Source organism: Glutamicibacter sp. NPDC087344, from assembly GCF_044744225.1.
Lineage (GTDB): Bacteria > Actinomycetota > Actinomycetes > Actinomycetales > Micrococcaceae > Glutamicibacter.
Map to the genome: position 1 here is coordinate 132652 of NZ_JBIUXY010000002.1, position 16782 is coordinate 149433.

The 16782-nt window shown below is 59.2% G+C and carries 14 protein-coding genes; 7 read left to right on the plus strand and 7 right to left on the minus strand.

The genetic code is table 11. The features are described 5' to 3' along the window. From ACIOWL_RS03560 to ACIOWL_RS03570, 3 genes are all read left to right on the plus strand, one after another. A partial coding sequence (locus ACIOWL_RS03560) for an Ig-like domain-containing protein (RefSeq protein WP_400381767.1) occupies window positions 1–411 on the plus strand: 411 nt, incomplete at its 5' end. A 1075-nt stretch (window positions 412–1486) separates the two neighbouring features. After that, entirely contained in the window at window positions 1487–3970 is a 2484-nt protein-coding gene (locus ACIOWL_RS03565) for a sigma-70 family RNA polymerase sigma factor (protein WP_400381769.1), read from the plus strand. Window positions 3971–3982: 12 nt separating this feature from the next. Next, window positions 3983–4510, plus strand: coding sequence for an ASCH domain-containing protein (locus ACIOWL_RS03570; protein ID WP_400381771.1), 528 nt, complete (start codon window positions 3983–3985; stop codon window positions 4508–4510). A gap of 44 nt (window positions 4511–4554) precedes the next feature. Here the strand turns inward: ACIOWL_RS03570 and ACIOWL_RS03575 are convergent, their stop codons facing one another. The 7 genes from ACIOWL_RS03575 to ACIOWL_RS03605 form a co-directional block, all read right to left on the minus strand. Then, complete coding sequence (locus ACIOWL_RS03575) at window positions 4555–5625, minus strand: YeiH family protein (protein ID WP_400381773.1); 1071 nt, start codon at window positions 5623–5625, stop codon at window positions 4555–4557. Between the two features lie 96 nt (window positions 5626–5721). Continuing rightward, window positions 5722–6957: an ABC transporter permease gene (locus tag ACIOWL_RS03580; RefSeq protein ID WP_400381775.1), complete on the minus strand. Its 1236-nt coding sequence runs from the start codon at window positions 6955–6957 to the stop codon at window positions 5722–5724. Then, window positions 6954–7664 (minus strand): ABC transporter ATP-binding protein, encoded by a 711-nt coding sequence (locus ACIOWL_RS03585; protein ID WP_400381776.1) that lies wholly within the window; start codon window positions 7662–7664, stop codon window positions 6954–6956. The genes ACIOWL_RS03580 and ACIOWL_RS03585 overlap by 4 nt, the downstream gene beginning before the upstream one ends. After that, a complete protein-coding gene (locus ACIOWL_RS03590; RefSeq protein WP_400381778.1) occupies window positions 7661–8737 on the minus strand; it encodes an efflux RND transporter periplasmic adaptor subunit in 1077 nt (358 codons plus the stop codon). Before ACIOWL_RS03590 ends, ACIOWL_RS03585 begins: the two co-directional genes overlap by 4 nt. Window positions 8738–8953: 216 nt before the next feature. After that, window positions 8954–10195, minus strand: a complete 1242-nt coding sequence (locus tag ACIOWL_RS03595; protein WP_400381780.1) for an ATP-binding protein — start codon at window positions 10193–10195, stop codon at window positions 8954–8956. Then, window positions 10192–10902: a response regulator transcription factor gene (locus ACIOWL_RS03600; protein WP_400381782.1), complete on the minus strand. Its 711-nt coding sequence runs from the start codon at window positions 10900–10902 to the stop codon at window positions 10192–10194. Before ACIOWL_RS03600 ends, ACIOWL_RS03595 begins: the two co-directional genes overlap by 4 nt. After that, window positions 10899–11522 (minus strand): hypothetical protein, encoded by a 624-nt coding sequence (locus ACIOWL_RS03605; protein WP_400381784.1) that lies wholly within the window; start codon window positions 11520–11522, stop codon window positions 10899–10901. The genes ACIOWL_RS03600 and ACIOWL_RS03605 overlap by 4 nt, the downstream gene beginning before the upstream one ends. 188 nt (window positions 11523–11710) lie before the next feature. Between ACIOWL_RS03605 and ACIOWL_RS03610 the strand changes: the two genes are divergently transcribed. The 4 genes from ACIOWL_RS03610 to ACIOWL_RS03625 all read left to right on the plus strand — a co-directional run bounded on the left by ACIOWL_RS03610 (window position 11711) and on the right by ACIOWL_RS03625 (window position 16718). Further along, entirely contained in the window at window positions 11711–13612 is a 1902-nt protein-coding gene (locus ACIOWL_RS03610; RefSeq protein ID WP_400381786.1) for an acyltransferase family protein, read from the plus strand. A 114-nt stretch (window positions 13613–13726) separates the two neighbouring features. Continuing rightward, the gene (locus ACIOWL_RS03615) at window positions 13727–14023 is read left to right on the plus strand and encodes an antibiotic biosynthesis monooxygenase family protein (protein ID WP_400381788.1); all 297 of its coding nucleotides are present in this window, start codon (window positions 13727–13729) and stop codon (window positions 14021–14023) included. Between the two features lie 302 nt (window positions 14024–14325). Then, entirely contained in the window at window positions 14326–15672 is a 1347-nt protein-coding gene (locus ACIOWL_RS03620) for a hemolysin family protein (RefSeq protein ID WP_400381790.1), read from the plus strand. Continuing rightward, on the plus strand, window positions 15669–16718 hold the full coding sequence (locus tag ACIOWL_RS03625; protein ID WP_400381791.1) for a hemolysin family protein: 1050 nt from the start codon (window positions 15669–15671) through the stop codon (window positions 16716–16718). Before ACIOWL_RS03620 ends, ACIOWL_RS03625 begins: the two co-directional genes overlap by 4 nt. The last annotated feature ends 64 nt before the right edge of the window (window positions 16719–16782 follow it).

Sequence of the window (16782 nt, forward strand, 5' to 3'; positions counted from 1 at the left end):
GTTTGGACTGTTGATGAAGAAGGCAACATCACGTTCACTCCTGAGGATGGCTTCGAGGGTAATCCAACTCCGGTTGATTACACCGTGAAGGACAAGAACGGTAACTCGGTCGAAGCTACCGTGACTATCACCTACACAGATCCGGTGAAGCCGACTGATCCTGCGGAGCCGACTGATCCTGCGGAGCCAACTGATCCTGCGGAACCGACCGTTCCGGCGGAGCCAACTGATCCTGCGGAACCGACTGATCCTGCGGAACCGACCGTTCCGGCAGAGCCGTCTGATCCAGCGGATCCGAAGGATGACCTAGCGCAGACCGGTGCAAACAACTTCGGTTTGATTGCGGCTGGCGCTGGTGCAATTGTCTTGGGTGCATTGGGCCTACTCATTGCACGCAGGCGGAAGGCCTAACTTAGGCAAACCCTGCGTCATTACGGGTGATATGGTTCAAGCTAAAACTTGTTCGGTGTAACCCGTAACGGCAAAATGGCAGAACGTTTGGTTGAAAACTTCAACCACGCGTTCTGCCTTTTGCGTTTGACCCCGCTATGCCAGGTCCGAACCTAGGAATATCCCAGCGTCTCAGTTCCATAAATGAGGCACGCTGCATCCACACCATCTTTTGAATCTTGTCGACGGAAGAGCTCAAGCAACCAATGCACAGTGCGCGCATGCATCGCTGATGCAGGCGCTGATTTTCTCATCAGCCAACCAGGGGTTTCGCACCGCCGAGGTATCTGAGAATTAGCGCATGTCGGTGGCCACGTCCGCTGCTAGACACCAGTCGCTAGGTCGACTGGTCGGCTAAGCGCCAGGACTAGGAATCAGATGTTACCGTCTCGAAGGACACGTAGTGGTTCGCGAACGGTGAAGCGTCTCGTTAGCAGTTGCGAGCTTCTTGGCCGTAGCGGGCTTCGAGTTTGATCAATGTTGAATTTCAGCTGTTGTAAATGCCATGAACTTTGATGGGAGATGCCGGATCATACTTTCACGGCATTGATGCTAGTCCTGATGGTCGCTGCGGGCGTGATGCTTGCATGTCGCAACCGCAGGCGCCATAGCTAGTCGTAGCTAACGGCTGACCGAGCGCCGGACGAACAGGGCTACGGGTCTGATCATCCAGTGCTTTTCGTTTGTCAAAAAATATTTTCAAAAACTTTCGACTTTTCGCGTCATGAAACCCGCATGCGCTGCTCTTAACGTGTGTAGGGAACAAACAGCACATTGTGTTTGGCACCTACAACACCATTCGCAATGGTAGATGTCGCTGATACGGTCTGACGGATTGCTTCAAAACATGGGGGATGCAATGCTTCAGACCGTAGAAGGCGATGTGATTGATTAGCTGAACTGTCCGCAGTATCACATAAACGGGGATCAGATCGCTAGGGACGCTAGCCAAACTTCGATATAGTCGTAAATAGTGGGCTGTGTCGCTCTTTGGCGTTGGTCAACCGGCTACGGACACGTGAGCGATTGGGGTGTCATGACGATTGATTCGGGAAAGCGTTTTGCTGATGTAGGCGACGCGGACCTCATTCTTGGTGTCCGAAACGGGAACCGTGAATCTGAAGCCCAACTATACAAGCGCCATAAGCAAATGGCGCTGGCTGTGGCCTACCGTCATACCGATATGCGGTGGGAAGCGGAAGACGTTGTCTCAGAATCGTTTCTGCGCGTATTTAACGCCTTGCGTCGGGGAACCGGACCGGACGAATTTTTTCGCGCCTATCTTCTGACAGTTGTTTCGCGGGAGGCATTTGCGCGGAACGAATCAGCATCCAAACAGATTTCGACCGAGGATGTCAAGGAATTCGAACCTGGCGATCCTCATGCTGATGATGTACTAAAGCGCACGGAAGCTTCATTCATCATCAACGCTTACAAATCGTTGCCGGAACGTTGGCGTGCTGTCCTATGGCATACCGAAGTTGAAGATATGCGGCCGCGCGAGGTCGCGCCCATATTGGGGCTGACTCCCAACGCTGTTTCCGCTCTTGCCGTTCGCGCACGTGAGGGATTACGCGAAGCTTATCTGGCCGCCCACCTGAACGCGCAGAGTGATTTATCGCCAACTTGTGCCGAGATCCGTCAACTTCTGCCATCTTTGATCCGCGAGAGTGCAAGCGCTCGCGAACAGCGCAAGGTGAACGCACACCTTGCTACGTGTGATGAATGCACGGCGGTATTTGGCGAACTCAACCAAGTGGGCCACAAACTCCACGCATACATTCTTCCCTTGGTGCTTGGCGGAGTTACTGCGCTGGGTATTCCTGCAGCCGGAGGCATAGCGGCAGGGTCACTTGTAGCTGCTCAAGGCTCTGTGGCCGCTGGTGCGGCTTCCAGCACCTCTTCAACAACCACTGTGGCCGGGGCAGGAGCCGGAGTTGCCGGTGGTAGTGTCGCGGCTGTTGGCGTCAGCGTGGGTGTGGGCTTAACGGTTGTTGCAGTCGCCGTCTCTGCTGCGGGTTTACTGCCCTCAATGTTCGGCAACGAACCGCAGGCTGCTGTTGCCGCTGTGGGAGAAGAACAAATATCTCCAGAACCTAGCCACCGGGCTGTGCTTGGGGAGAAATCAGAAGCAGCTCGTAAGATGTTCGGCGAACGTATCGGTTTGGGACGGGATAACGGTTCTGGTGACGCGATCTTCGAGACACCAACAGAGGTGGGCTCCAGCCAGTCGCCAAACGATCAGTTTGTCTCAGAGCTGCTTGGCAGGGAGCCGGCCGTACCGGGCCCTGCCCAGATACTGAATCCTGAAGGCACTCTGGACGATTCTGACGAGTCGAGCCAAGAACCGGATGCGACGCATGAACCATCTTCCTCCGCAGAACCATCAGCGGGCCCTTCAGCGACGCCTGCTGAAACGACAGTTCCAACAGCACCGACTGAACCTTCCTCTGACCCCTCCGCCGAACCTTCTGTGGAGCCGACTCCTGAACCATCGGCTGAGCCGACACCGGAGCCTACTGAGCCTTCGGTAGAGCCGACTCTGGAACCAACTGTTGAGCCGACTGAGCCTTCGGTTGAGCCGACGCCGGAGCCGACTGACCCTTCGGTCGAGCCGACTGCTGAACCAACGCCGGAGCCGACTGCCGAGCCGACTGAGCCTTCGGTTGAGCCGACGCCGGAGCCGACTGACCCTTCGGTCGAGCCGACTGCTGAGCCAACGCCGGAGCCGACTGACCCTTCGGTCGAGCCGACTGCTGAGCCAACGCCGGAGCCGACTGCCGAGCCGACTGACCCTTCGGTCGAGCCGACTGCTGAACCAACGCCGGAGCCGACTGCCGAGCCGACTGACCCTTCGGTCGAGCCGACTGCTGAGCCGACGCCGGAGCCGACTGACCCTTCGGTCGAGCCGACGCCGGAGCCGACTGCTGAGCCAACGGTGGAGCCGACTGACCCTTCGGTCGAGCCGACTGCTGAGCCATCGCCGGAGCCGACTGCCGAGCCGACTGAGCCTTCGGTTGAGCCGACGCCGGAGCCGACTGCCGAGCCGACTGAGCCTTCGGTTGAGCCGACTGCCGAGCCGACTGACCCTTCGGTCGAGCCGACTGAGCCTTCGGTTGAGCCGACTGAGCCTTCGGTTGAGCCGACTGCTGAACCAACGCCGGAGCCTACCGACGAGCCGGTAGACCCCGGAGAAGAGGAAAACGCTGATCCAGTAGGGATCTCGATGAATTCTGTTAAGGGCCTGCCATTTGCGGCCTATGATTTCACGTTCGATCCCCAGGACGATGACCAGGAGTACGTGCTGGAACTTGGGTTCGAGCGCATCAGCGTCACCTTGGTCGATGCACCGCGTAATTGCCGTGTGACAGGAGCCAACCTGCTCGGAATGAAGTTCTCCTGCACCGGTCCTGCGGTTGTGCGCGTCAACATGGTGGTTGAATTCGGAAAGCAGACTGCTCGATTCACCATGCCGTCTAACCCGGACTTCCTCAAGGAATTCACCCTGGGGCGCGACTAGTAGTATTGCCCAATGAGCGAATTGCCTGAGCTGAACCTGACCGCCGCCAATCAAATGTGGCAGGAGTACCTGTCCTCGCGTTCCATCGACCTCGTCGACGCACCACCCTACGTGGTCGAATGCTATGGAGATTCGGCCGAGCTGGCGGATGAATTGCTTCACGAGGTGATGTTCGGGACAAAACGTGCAACGTCGTCACTGGCCAATGAATATGCCTATGAGGGAATACAGGAACCTCGTGTTGGCGATCATTGGGTAGTCTGCGACGGGTCCGGTCAGCCTCGTATTATTCAGCGAGTGGTAGCCATCAAGAGATCAAGTTTTTACGAGGTGCCCGCGGAATTTGCCGCCGCAGAAGGCGAAGGAGACCTGTCGTTGGAATACTGGCGCCGGGAACACAAGAAGTTTTGGACACGAACCCAAGCGGCCATCGGTCGGGACTGGGCACCGGAACAAACCACCGAGGCCGGTGAAGAACTCATCCTGGAGCACAATGAGATCTGCTGGCCGCCGGAGTACGCAGACCAATCCGCGTCCTGACAAACGGTTGCCCCACGGGGATCATTACGGATCAGCTTCGCAAGTTATGCGTAGAGGCACGCGCCGACCGTGGCAATGAGCAGGATGATGATGGTGGAGAGCAATGCCAGCACCACCGTTCGTCCGCCGGACTTCACGATTGACTTGAGGTGCACACCTAAACCGAGGGCAAACATGGCGGCCGCGAGCAGGATGCTCTGCACCGTTGTCGCCAGCTGCAACACCGATTCCGGCAGGACACCGGTGGTACGGATCATCATGGCGATCAGGAACAGGGCGACGAACAGCGGCAGTATCGCCGGCTTTTTGCCGCCTTCAACCTTGTGCTTGCGGCTCATGTAGAGGGACAGTCCGGCCATCACCGGGGCGAGCATCGCTACCCGGGCAAGTTTTACGGTCACTGCGACACCCAGTGCGGTCGCGCCAACGGTACCGCCTGCGGCGACCACCTGGGCCACTTCATGGGTGGATGCCCCGATCAGCACGCCGGTGCTTGTTTCGTCCAGGCCTAGCAGCGCGCCAAGCGCCGGGGTCAACGGGATCATGAGCGTTCCAAAGAGCACCACCAGACCCACCGCGGTGGCTACCTGGTTCTGTTTGGCTCCCGTGGCGCCCTCCGCGCCGGCCACAGCCGCCGCGCCGCAGATGGAAAAGCCGGCGGCGATCAGCAGACGTTGAGGCAATTCAATTCCAAGGCGTCCGCCGATCCACACGGTACACAAAAACGTGACTCCCACACTCAGCACCACAATGGCCAGCACCCCGGGGCCTAACGCGAGCACCGAACCCAGCGAAAGCTGCAAACCCAGCAGCACAATGCCAGCGCGCAGCAACTTTTTCGCGGAGAAGGCTACCCCGGTATCAAAAACCGCCGGAACGGGGGCAAGGTTGCGCCACAGCGCACCGAGCAGGATAGCGATCAACAGCGGACTCATCGCTGGCAGCAGCTTCGCCGCTGCCAGCGAGATCCCGCCCACGGCCAGGCACAGGATGATGCCGGGAAGATAACCACTCAAATGTGTTGTGCCGGACGTCTTCAGCTGCGTGCTGGCAGGAGCCGAAGAAGCTGCGGATGTTGCCGACATATTTGTTCGTTGTGGTTCATCAAGGGCCATGTTATTGACTTTGCCATGATTCCCCGCGTAACGGTGCTACCTCGGTAGCTATCGCGGCCATATCACCATCATATGGGTGAGTGTTTTTACTGGCGGCTAAACGCGGATTGCGTCGACAATACGCACTCGCGCCGCCACCAGGGCCGGCAAAACGCCGGTCAGGGCGCCCACCCCAATGGAAACCCCCATGCCCAGCAGCGCGGCCCCCAGCGGGAAGCCCGGCATCTGGTCGAGCCCGGTGGACAACACCGTGTTGATCAGTTTTGGATTAGTTACGATGGCCATGGAAATGAGAACCCCCAGCCCACCGGCCACGGCGGTAGCCACCACGCTTTCCATCATGACCGAGAAGAACACCCGCGCGGTGGTCGCACCGAAACTACGCCGAATGCCAACCTCACGGATCCGCTGTTTCATGGTCACCATGGCCACGTTCAGCAGGCTGAGCGAACCAAGCAACAAGATAATCCCTGAAATTCCGGCAACCACCCAGGCCACCTGTTTCAGGCTCTCATCCTGCCCCCACGCCAAGTAGTCCTGGCGACTGGACTCAACGAAGTACCCCGGAAGCTCTGCCTGCATTTGTTTGGCAAACTGTGCGGCTAATTCTTCTGATCCTTCAATCGGCACCCAGGTAGCGTAGGTGATATCGCTTAGCGGTGTCCCGGCGGCAAACCAGCGCTCATAGGTTTCGGGCAGCATCCACAATTGCCCCTGCATCCCGTTATCCCGGGTTGAGGTGGCGCCGATGACGGTGACCGAGACGCTGTCGCTGCCGCTTGCCAGCTCAATGGTTGCCGGGAGTTTGGCATCACTCAGGCCCAGCTGGCTGATTACGGTTCGGTCCACCACCACCGCGGGGGAGAGGTTCTGGGCGTCCTCGGCTTCAAGCCAGCGCCCGTGCTGGGCGAAGATCCGGTGCATTGGCGCATAGGCGGGATCCACCACCTGGATTTGTGTATCGACACGCATGCCTTGGTTGGATGCCACCGGTCCGTAGATGCTACCGATCTTCGACGAGTAGCTGATGTTAAAACGCTCTACGGTTTTCTCGAAGGCTTCGGAGACCTGGATATTGCCCTGAGTGGTGGGTTGCACTCCCGGGTTCATCACGTAGGTGCTGATCATGGCCGGACGCCCGTAGCGTTCAAGCTGCTCGGTCATCAGCTGTTGCGCCATCCCCGCACCGGCTACCGCGGTGGTCAGCGAAGCGACCGCAATGGTGACGCCGATCAGGGAGAGCAGCACCCGCAGGCGGTGGATCCGAAGTTCTTGCCAGGCTTCCAGGAGAGCCGCGACAAATCCTGTGCCCAGACGCGACAAGAAACTCATTGGGCCACCTCCTGTCTCAGCGGAAGCAGTTGCCCGCCATCCAGGCGGAAACGTTCGCGGGCCAACGCCGCGACATTTGCATCGTGGGTGATGGTGATCAGCGCGGCTCCGGATTCCACCGTGGCTTCGTCGAGCAACTGCATCACGGCCAGGCCCGTGGTCACATCCAACGCGCCGGTCGGTTCATCGGCCAGTACCACCCGAGGCCGGCGCACCAACGCACGGGCAATGGCCACACGCTGCTGTTCACCGCCGGATAGGGTCTGCGGCATCGAATCAAGGCGCGAGCCAAGCCCCACCCGTTCCAGGGCCTGGGAGGCCAGCTTGCGGCGTTGCCAAAAGTCGCGGCCGGTTGAATACATCAGCGGGGCCATGACATTTTCCAGGGCGGTGCGCCCGGGCAGCAGATTAAACTGCTGGAAAACAAAACCCAGATCCCGGCCGCGAACTCCAGCGGCCTGGCGCGCGCTGAGCCGGGTCGCATCTTTGCCTCGCCACGTCATGGTTCCCGAGGTGGGGCGATCCAGCAGGCCGAGAATGTTCAGCAGGGTTGATTTTCCGGTGCCCGAACGGCCGACAATCGCAATGTGATCACCTTCGTTCACACTGAGGTTGATGCCGGTCAGGATATGCAGGTCGCTGTCATCGGGCAAGAGGACGCTGCGGGTGACGTTTTCAAGCGTCAAAAGCTGGGAGTCACTGCTCAAGGGTAGTACTCCATTCCCGGTTCCTCTTCCGGCACGGGATTGGAACCAGGGACATAACGCAGTACTTCGGTGTCAGCCTTCAGGCCCGAGCGCACCTCAATGATTTTGCCGTCGGTGACACCAAGCTCAACCTCGGTGCGGATTTCCTTGCCCTCGTCGTTCAGTACCCACACGGTGCCCTGGCCGACCTGTCCGCGCACGGAGGTGACCGGCACCGTCAGGACGTCTTCAGCGGAGCCGGCATCAACGGCCATGCTCATGACCAAACCGTCGAAAACAACAACATCATCCGGGACATCGCAGGAGATCTCATTGCCGGAGGTCTCGTTGGCCCCCTGGCCTTCAACGTCGGTGAGCATCGGGTCGAATTCCTGGGTCGAAGACTCGGCGGTGATGGATTGTGTGGCGGTGTCTTCCACCGACAAGTTTTTGCAGTCGAAAGGTTCCGGCCCGGACTCGATGGTGATCTCCGCTTCCAGAGCTCCTTCCATCAACCGATAGCGGTCAAGCGGATTGATTGCGGCGACTGCCTTGAAGTTCTGGGGCTGGATCTTGGCTAGTTCATCACCCTTGGCGACTTCGTCAGATAATTCAATGGCGAATTTTCCAACCTTGCCGGCGATCGGAGACAGCACGTCGTGATAGGTCACCACCGGTGCGCTCGACTGCTGGGACTGCTGCTCGTCCGAAGCGTCCTGATCGGTGTTGGATGAGGTGTCCGTTGGGGTGCTTTCCGGCAGGGTCTCGGCGCGGATCTGGAAGATCCGGTCGCCCTTGCTCACATTGTCGCCGGGTTTCACGAAAGCCCAGTTCACTACGCCGTCAACCGAGGCGTTGAGTGTCTGCGCTTCGTCGAGTTTGATGCTTCCAGCAAGCGTCAGATTGTTTTTGACGGTGGCGGTCTCAACCATGATGGTTTCTGCCGGAATCTCGCCGGTGGGATACAGTTGATCCTCATTGGCTGTGGCGTTTTCGTTAAAGGCAATATTAACAAGACTGATGGCGATCACCGCACCGATTAACAACCAGGCAATCGGAAGGACAAAACGTCTGAAGACGCGGCGTTGGCTCATAGGGCAATACTTTCCATTCTCTAATCATTAGCGCAAAATTCAACCAAGACCAAGCATTTGCGAAAGACACGCTGAATTTTATTCACAGTTCGTGGATTATTGCTGAGCAGGCCAAACCCGAAAGAAGTCAGGTATTTGGGCGGACTTCACGCATTACGCTTCAGAGTTTTGCCGTACTCGGGTTCGAATTGATTGATTGTTAACGGCCCGGCTGAATTATGGGGTGTCGGGCACCTGAAAGGTGAGTTGCACCCGCGCGCCACCACGATTTGAAAGCTTCATTCGGGCGCCTATGGCCTGTGCTTGGCCGCTGGCGATTGTCAGCCCCAAGCCGATGCCGCCACCCTTGGAGACAAAACGTTCCGGGCCGGTTTCAAGGACACTTTGCGGAAAGCCGGGCCCCTGATCCTGGAGGCTTAGGGAACCAGAACTTGTTTCGAGGATGACGGGCCCGGCGCCATGCGTCGAGGCGTTGCTGATGAGATTCTCCAAAATACGTTCAAGGCGTTTCGGTTCGACAAGCACCTTGCCGTCACCGGAATTGAGCTGCAGTTTCAGCTGTGCGCATTGTTCGGGCCGTCGTGTTTTGATGCGCCCTAAGATCTGGCGAACACAGGTATCAAGCTCAAGTGCCACAAGTTCGGTGGGCTCAACCCGCGACTCCAACCGCGAAACTTCCAAAAGATCTTCAACGAGGTTCCGCAGGGCAGCGACCCGGTCCTGGACAAGTTCGGTCGGGCGCGACTCCGGAAGCAGGCTCGCGGCCGTCACCAGTCCTGTCAGCGGTGTGCGCAGCTCGTGGGCCAGATCGGCAGAGAACCGTTGTTCGAACACGATTTTGGCGTTGAGCTCCTTGGCCATGGCATCCACCGCCTCGGCAAACTGGTCAACTTCGTCTTTCCCGCCGAAGGCCTTGCCAATTGCATCTTCCACGAGGACCCGGCGCTCCCCGGCGGCGATGGCTCGCGCGGCGTGGGAGCCCTTGGACAGGCGAGTGACGAGCCGGGAAACGATGAGTGTGCCAAACGCTGAGACTAGTACCAAGGTCGCGATACCTGCCCAGATCAGCGCGGTATCCACGCTGTCCCGCATCTGCTGGCTATTGGCCCAGGACACCGAGAGGGACAGGACCGCCGGCTGCGTGCCGAGGGTGACGGGAGCCGCGGCGTAGATGACCTCCTGGCCATCGAGCGTTGCCCGGTAGGTGATGTATTGGCCGGCCTTGGCGGCATCCCGGGCCTCGGCCGGAAGCTGCGGGTCATTTACCTTGGCGCCAAGGATGCTGATGCCGGTTTCGTCCAAAATATGCACGGCTTGTTTGAGCGAGGTTGTCGCTTCGTCACGAAGGCGTTGTTCCTCGGTGATGGTGATCATTTGGCGAACCAGCAACGCGGAAACGATCAACGTGAGCAGCACCGAAAGGATGGTCATGCCGGTGATCTTCCAACGCAAACTCATGAGTTTTTATCCCGCAGCCGGTAGCCGAATCCGCGGACCGTTTCGATCCGGAATGCGCCGATTTTTCGGCGCAGGCGTTGCACATGGACATCGATCACTCGATGATCCGCTTCCCAGGTATAGCCCCAAACCTCGGTCAGGATATTGTTGCGGGGAACGACCACTCCGGGATCTTCACTGAGCATCAGTAGAATCTTCATCTCGGTGGGGGTCAAATGGATTTCCCGCTCATCAAGCAAAACCACCAATCGGTACGGATCAATGTTCAGCTGTTGTGATTCAGCGACGCGGTCTGGCGCGGGCGCCACCGGCGCGGTGTGCATTTTGGTTCGGCGCAGCACAGCCCGGAGCCGGGCGTCGAGCACCTGGAGATCGAATGGTTTGGCGAGGTAGTCGTCGGCCCCGGCATCCAGACCGGTGACCATGTCCAGGCCATCACCCCGGGCGGAGAGCATGATGACCGGAACGTTGCTGGCGTTGCGCAGTTCTCGGCACACCTGGGTGCCGTTCATGGTCGGCAGCATGACATCAAGAAGAACCGCATCAACGGGGTTCTCCCGTTGAAGCTTCCGGAAAAGTTCCAGCCCTTCCAAACCGTCTTCGGCGCCGAGCACCTGGTAACCCAGCCGTTCAAGGCCGATACTTGTCGCCTCGCGAATGACCGCGTCATCTTCGATCATCAGGATGCGCATGGAGGTGCTGTTCACTGATCTGTGTCTCCATCCTGGGAGGGATCTACCGGGCTGGAGAATGAATCTGCCTGAATGAATTGGCCATCCTGGTACCGGAACATCCGCACGGACCAGCCCGAGGGGCAGCACATGGGGTCATCGGGAGCATAGATGGCTTCCTGCGCCACCAGGCTTCCTTCCTTGCCAGCGCTCAGATACACGTCAGAACCGCCGACGGCCAGGGCTACCTTGGGGGTCCCGCCGGCATTTCTGATGGCAAACGAGGCGAAGCTATACGCATCTCCTGCCGTGCTGATGGAATAAAGCTGGAATTTCTCGCCGGCCGTTTCATAACTCGGAAGGGAGACCAAGCACTTATCGCACTCAGCGAGGTACTCGCGGATGTCCGCGGCGGAGTTATCCTGGGTGCTCACCACACTCAGATCGGTATCCAGCAATAGTTGTCGAACTTGGCTCGGAGAAAACGGCTGTTCCCAGGCCTGTTCATCACCGTTTGCCGGGTCAGTCGAGTTTGCGCCAGGGCTGGCTTGGGCCACGGGCGATTCGACCCGCAGCGCATCCGCGGTGCTGCACGCAGTTGTTCCCAGGCAGAACAACAGTGCACAAAGCATGCCCAGCGCACGCCGTAAATCCACGTGGGTCCCTTTCGATTGCCTGCCGGTGTTCGCGGTCCGCGGTCCGGCACTGCCAATTATGCCCGGGAACGTCAATGAAAAAGTCCAGAACTGCCCACGGCGAATCTGTCGATTGTGTAACAAAATTGACGAGTTTCCGTTAGGCGTTCGAAAGTTCTCCGTCTAAGCGGCTTGGAAGCATGATCTGTGTGAACCGCCCAATGATTTTCGCCGAGCCCCTGCCACGGGGCACCTCGCTGTTTTCCGTCGTCCCGCCGCGCAACCTGGCCTTGGATGGGCTGCGAGGTATCGCGGTGTTGGCGGTGCTGGCCTATCACTTTTGGCCCCAGGCGTTGCCCGGGGGTTTTCTCGGGGTGGACCTGTTTTTTGTTCTCAGCGGTTTTCTGATCACCGGCGGACTCCTTCGCCAGATGCAGTCTCAACGTATCCCTCCGCTGCGCACCTTCTGGGTGCGCCGGGCAAGGCGGCTCTTGCCGGCCATGCTCCTTGTGCTGGTGTGCTCCACTGCCTTGGCTCTTTTGGCTGCCGAAAATCTTCCGGCTGGCCTGCGCTGGCAATGGTTCGGTGCGCTGACCTACTCCAGCAACTGGATGCAAATTGCCCACGGGAACAGCTACTTCGCCTCCATGGATCCGCCGTATTTCCAGCATCTGTGGTCCCTTGCCGTGGAAGAGCAGTTTTACCTGGTGTGGCCGCTCGCGCTGGCCGGGCTGGCGTGGGTGTTGCGGACCCGCCGGAACTTGATGTGGGGGATCGTGCTCTTGGCGGTTGCCTCGGCGGCAAGCATGTTCTGGGGTTTCGAGCCGGCAACCGACCCGAGCGTGCTGTATTTCGGAACGTGGACTCACGGATTCGGACTGCTGTTTGGATCCGCCGGTGCGGTGGCGGCCGAACGGATGAAATCCCGCGCCCGGCAACCTGGCTTGCGAACGGGGAAACTCGCCGGGCTTGCCCAAGTATTTCTGCTGGTGATCATGCTGGCGGCGGTAGGTTTGCTCCCCGACACTTCCGCCGTGGCCTACCAAGGAGGCATGGCACTATTCTGTGCCCTTGGAACGCTTCTGATCCTGTTGCTGCAGGTGCCCGGCGGTTTTGTTGATGCCCTCTTGAGCCTCAAGCTTCTGCGGTGGTTCGGCAACCGCAGTTATGGCCTGTACCTGTGGCATTGGCCTTTGCTGATGCTGGCGAAAACGGTCTTTCCACCGCAGGCCGCCACCGCGGCAGTGCTGTGTACGGTGCCGTTGGTGCTGCTTGCGGCGGAGCTGTCCTGGCGCTTTGTCGAAGTACCCATCCTCGCGAACGGTTGGAGAAGCACCGCAGCTGAATCTGCCAAACGAGTTTCAACAAAAATCAGTGAATTTTGGAATGGGACTTCAGGAAGTTTTGCCTCCCTGTTGCCGCTCACGGCGCTGATACTTGTCCCGGCCTGCTCCATGGCGGTATTGCTTGCTTCGCCGGGAGAATCCCCCTTGGAGCAGCAGCTCACCCAAGCCCAAAAGATCCTGGCCGAACAGCCATCACAGCCCGCCCCGGCTGAAAAATCCACTGAGGAAGGGAGCGGAAAAACCGCAACGGGCAAGAAAACCGATATGGCACAAGGAGAACATGCCGCTCGGACATTGACGGGCCGGGATGTCACCGCGTTGGGTGATTCGGTCATGCTTGCCTCGTCGCAGCAGCTGCTCAAACAACTTCCGGGAATTTCCATCGAGGCAAACGTCGGTGCCCAAATCTGGGATGCCCCGGCACGATTGCGTGAACTGAAGAGTGCCGGAAGCCTACGCCACGTGGTGGTGCTGGGTCTGGGAACCAACGGGGACGTATCGGGAGTAACACTCAAAGAGGTGAGGGAAATTATCGGGCCGAAGCGGGAACTGATGCTGATCACGGCCTACGCTCCACGGCGGTGGATCGACAGTGCCAACACCCAGCTACGAGCTGCCGCCGCAGCTGATCCCAAAACCCACGTGGTGGACTGGGCTGCTACGGCGCCAACGATTGACGATTTGGCACGTGACCGGATCCATCCAGGACCGCATGGAAGCGCCGCCTATGGAAAACTGCTTGCCGAAGCGGTAGCGGCACTGTAGCCGCCGGGTTTTGATTCTTGCGATGTCATGCGTCATTGGAAAGTGCGGCGGCGAGCGTAGGCTGAGAAATGTAGCATTCATTCCCGGATTCTGCCGGGTCACGAAAGGTGGAACATGTCGATCGTTGTCATTAATGCACTGTCGATTCCGGGTGAGGCCGGCCCGGAACTGGAGAAGCGGTTCGCGGCGCGCAAGCATTCAGTTGACCAGGAACCGGGTTTCGAAGGTTTTAAGCTGTTGCGCCCGGTCAATGGCGGGGATCGCTACTTCGTGTACACCCAGTGGGCTACGCGCGAAGATTTTGAGAACTGGCGCGACAAGCGTTCGGGGGCGGCCCATGCCGGCGGCGATGCCAAGAAGCCGGTCGCCACGGGCGCCGAATTGATGGAGTTCGAGGTTGTCGAGCTCTAAGCCCGGGATCCTGCCACGGCACCTCAAAAATCCTTTGGGGTGCCGTTGCGCTATCTGCCTGAATCCGTGAGTCAATATTTGAATCCGCTGTGAGTAGGTAGGGGATCTGGCAAACTCTTGAGAATCCGGCGACATTCCGCCCGCTGATCCAGCATAATTAATATTCAATTTAGTCGGACCGGAGGAAGATACTTCGGTCGGAAGGGAATGATGGACGCTTCAGGCGACAGTAGATGTCACAAGCCTAACTCTCTGCCCGGCAAGAATGCCGTTCGGACGCATTGCGGCAGGGGGTGTAAATAATGGAGTGGTTGTCATTGCTGCTAGCCCTTGTCCTGATTGCAGGATGTGGACTGTTTGTGGCCGCCGAGTTCTCGCTGATCACAGTTAACCGAAACCAGGTTAAGCAGGCGGCCGAATCCGGCGACCGTCGCGCAACTGGTGTGCTCAAGGGCATGAGCACGTTGTCCACGCAGCTCTCAGGAGCGCAGCTCGGTATCACCCTCACCAACTTGGGTATCGGCTTCCTTGCCGAACCTGCCATCGCGGCCCTGGTGGTCGGTCCGCTGCAGGATGCCGGACTGGATGCGACGCTGGCCCGCTCGGTCTCCGTGGCCATCGCCCTGGTGCTGGCAACGATCCTCACCATGGTTTTCGGCGAGCTGGTCCCCAAGAACCTGGCCATTGCCAAACCCTTTGCCACGGCCAAAGCCGTGGTCGGTTTCCAGCGCGGGTTTAGCGCCGTGACTAAACCACTGCTGATCTTCTTCAACGGCAACGCCAACTGGATTGTGCGACGCTTTGGTATTGAACCCCAAGAAGAGCTTGCCTCGACCCGCTCTTCCGAGGAACTGGTAGCACTGGTGGGGCACTCGGCCCGCGAAGGGGTGCTGCCCTCGCAGACCGCAGAGCTGATGCGCCGCACCGTCGCTTTCGGCAACCGACGTGGTCATGATGCCATGACTGCACGCTCGCGCATGGTGACGGTGAGCGCGGAACAGAGTGTCGAGCAGGTACTCGCCTTGTCCGCGGACACCGGCCATTCACGATTCCCGGTGCTGAGCGCCGACTCGAAGATGGTTGACGGGCTGGTGCGGATCCGCACTCTGCTCTCGGTTCCCTATGCCCAGCGAGCGCATACCGCCGTGGGCACCTTGGTGGAAGAAGCCACCTTGGTTCCGGACACCGTGGAACTGGATGAGTTGATGGACCAGTTGCGCCGAGATGATCTGCAGATGGCGGTGCTGATTGATGAATCCGGTGCCGTGGCAGGCCTGCTCACCTTGGAAGACCTGGTTGAGGAAATCGTCGGTGAGGTTCGCGACGAACACGACCCGGAAGACGGCACCGTGCAGGTGCTGGATGAAAACACCTGGATCTTGGACGGTGCCCTGCGCCCGGATGAGGTTGATGAACTGATCGGTTCGCAGATTCCGCATGACGCGGACTATGAAACCCTGGCCGGGTTGATCACCTTGCACCTGGGACGCCTTGGCGAACTGGGGGATGAGGTGCAGCTTGTTGTCCCGGGAGCCGTGGGCAAACCGCAGCTGCAACTGAGCATGACCATCCGGCAGCTTGACGGCCCGCGGATCGCTTCGGTGTATCTCACCGCGGTAGAGCTGGCCGATGAGGAGGAGAACCGATGAGTGATCTGACCGGAATCATTCTCACCGTGCTGTTGCTCGCGGCGAACTTCTACTTTGTGGGCGCCGAATTCGCGCTCATTTCCGCTCGCCGAAGCATCATTGAGCCCAAGGCCCAGGCAGGCAGCCGCAACGCCAAGATGACGTTGTGGGCCATTGAAAACGTCTCGCTGGTGATGGCCGGCGCGCAGCTGGGTATTACCGTCTGTTCCCTGGCGCTGGGTTATGTCACCAAACCATTGGTGAAGTACGCGGTGGCCGGGCCGTTTGAGTCAATCGGCATCCCGGCTGGCTGGATCGACCCGCTGTCTTATGCCATTGCCCTGATTCTGGTGACTTACCTGCACGTGGTGCTGGCCGAGATGGTTCCCAAGAACATGGCGCTGGCAGGCCCGGAGCGCATGGCGCTGATTTTGGGCCCGAGCATGGTGGTGCTGGTGAAGATCCTTCGCCCCGTGCTGTGGAGCATGAACGCATTAGGCAACCTCTTTTTGCGTATGCTGGGGGTTACCCCGAAAAACGAAGTGGCCAGTGCGTTTACCCGTGACGAAGTTGCCGATATGGTGGCCGAGTCGCGCGCCGGCGGTGTGCTGGATGACCACGACGAGCAGCTGCTGATGGGTGCCCTGACCTTCGACGCACGCAGCGTCGGCTCGGTGGCAATCGACTTTGCCCAGGTGCGGACTTTGCCCCGGGACAGCACCCCCGCGCAGGTCGAAGAGGCCGCCGCGCAGGACTTCTCCCGCTTCCCGCTGATGGAGGGTGGCAAGCCGGTGGGTTATGTGCACATCAAGGATGTGCTGGGACGCAGCGAATCAGAACGGTTAGAGCCGCTGGAACAGGCTGTGGTGCGTGAGCTTCCTGAGTTCGCCGCACAGCAATCGGTGCGTACCGCGCTGCTGCAGATGCAGAGCAGCGGTGCCCACCTGGCCTTGGTGAAGGATGCAGACAGCGGTGAGGTCACCGGCATTGTGACCTTGGAGGATATGCTCGCCGAATTGGTGGGCGAGATGAGGGACCAGACTCGGGCGGTTGCTTCCGAAGCATAACCCGGGGTTCGTCTAGCCGCAGCGCTTGGAGCCGAGTAATGGCACGGATCCAAGCGCTGTGGTG

What these genes read in the sequence shown, in the direction of transcription:
- ACIOWL_RS03565 (WP_400381769.1), top strand. Translation starts at nt 1,487, where the DNA reads ATGACGATTGATTCGGGAAAGCGTTTTGCTGATGTAGGCGACGCGGAC.
- ACIOWL_RS03570 (WP_400381771.1), top strand. Translation starts at nt 3,983, where the DNA reads ATGAGCGAATTGCCTGAGCTGAACCTGACCGCCGCCAATCAAATGTGG.
- ACIOWL_RS03575 (WP_400381773.1), bottom strand. Translation starts at nt 5,625, where the DNA reads ATGGCCCTTGATGAACCACAACGAACAAATATGTCGGCAACATCCGCA.
- ACIOWL_RS03580 (WP_400381775.1), bottom strand. Translation starts at nt 6,957, where the DNA reads ATGAGTTTCTTGTCGCGTCTGGGCACAGGATTTGTCGCGGCTCTCCTG.
- ACIOWL_RS03590 (WP_400381778.1), bottom strand. Translation starts at nt 8,737, where the DNA reads ATGAGCCAACGCCGCGTCTTCAGACGTTTTGTCCTTCCGATTGCCTGG.
- ACIOWL_RS03595 (WP_400381780.1), bottom strand. Translation starts at nt 10,195, where the DNA reads ATGAGTTTGCGTTGGAAGATCACCGGCATGACCATCCTTTCGGTGCTG.
- ACIOWL_RS03615 (WP_400381788.1), top strand. Translation starts at nt 13,727, where the DNA reads ATGTCGATCGTTGTCATTAATGCACTGTCGATTCCGGGTGAGGCCGGC.
- ACIOWL_RS03620 (WP_400381790.1), top strand. Translation starts at nt 14,326, where the DNA reads ATGGAGTGGTTGTCATTGCTGCTAGCCCTTGTCCTGATTGCAGGATGT.
- ACIOWL_RS03625 (WP_400381791.1), top strand. Translation starts at nt 15,669, where the DNA reads ATGAGTGATCTGACCGGAATCATTCTCACCGTGCTGTTGCTCGCGGCG.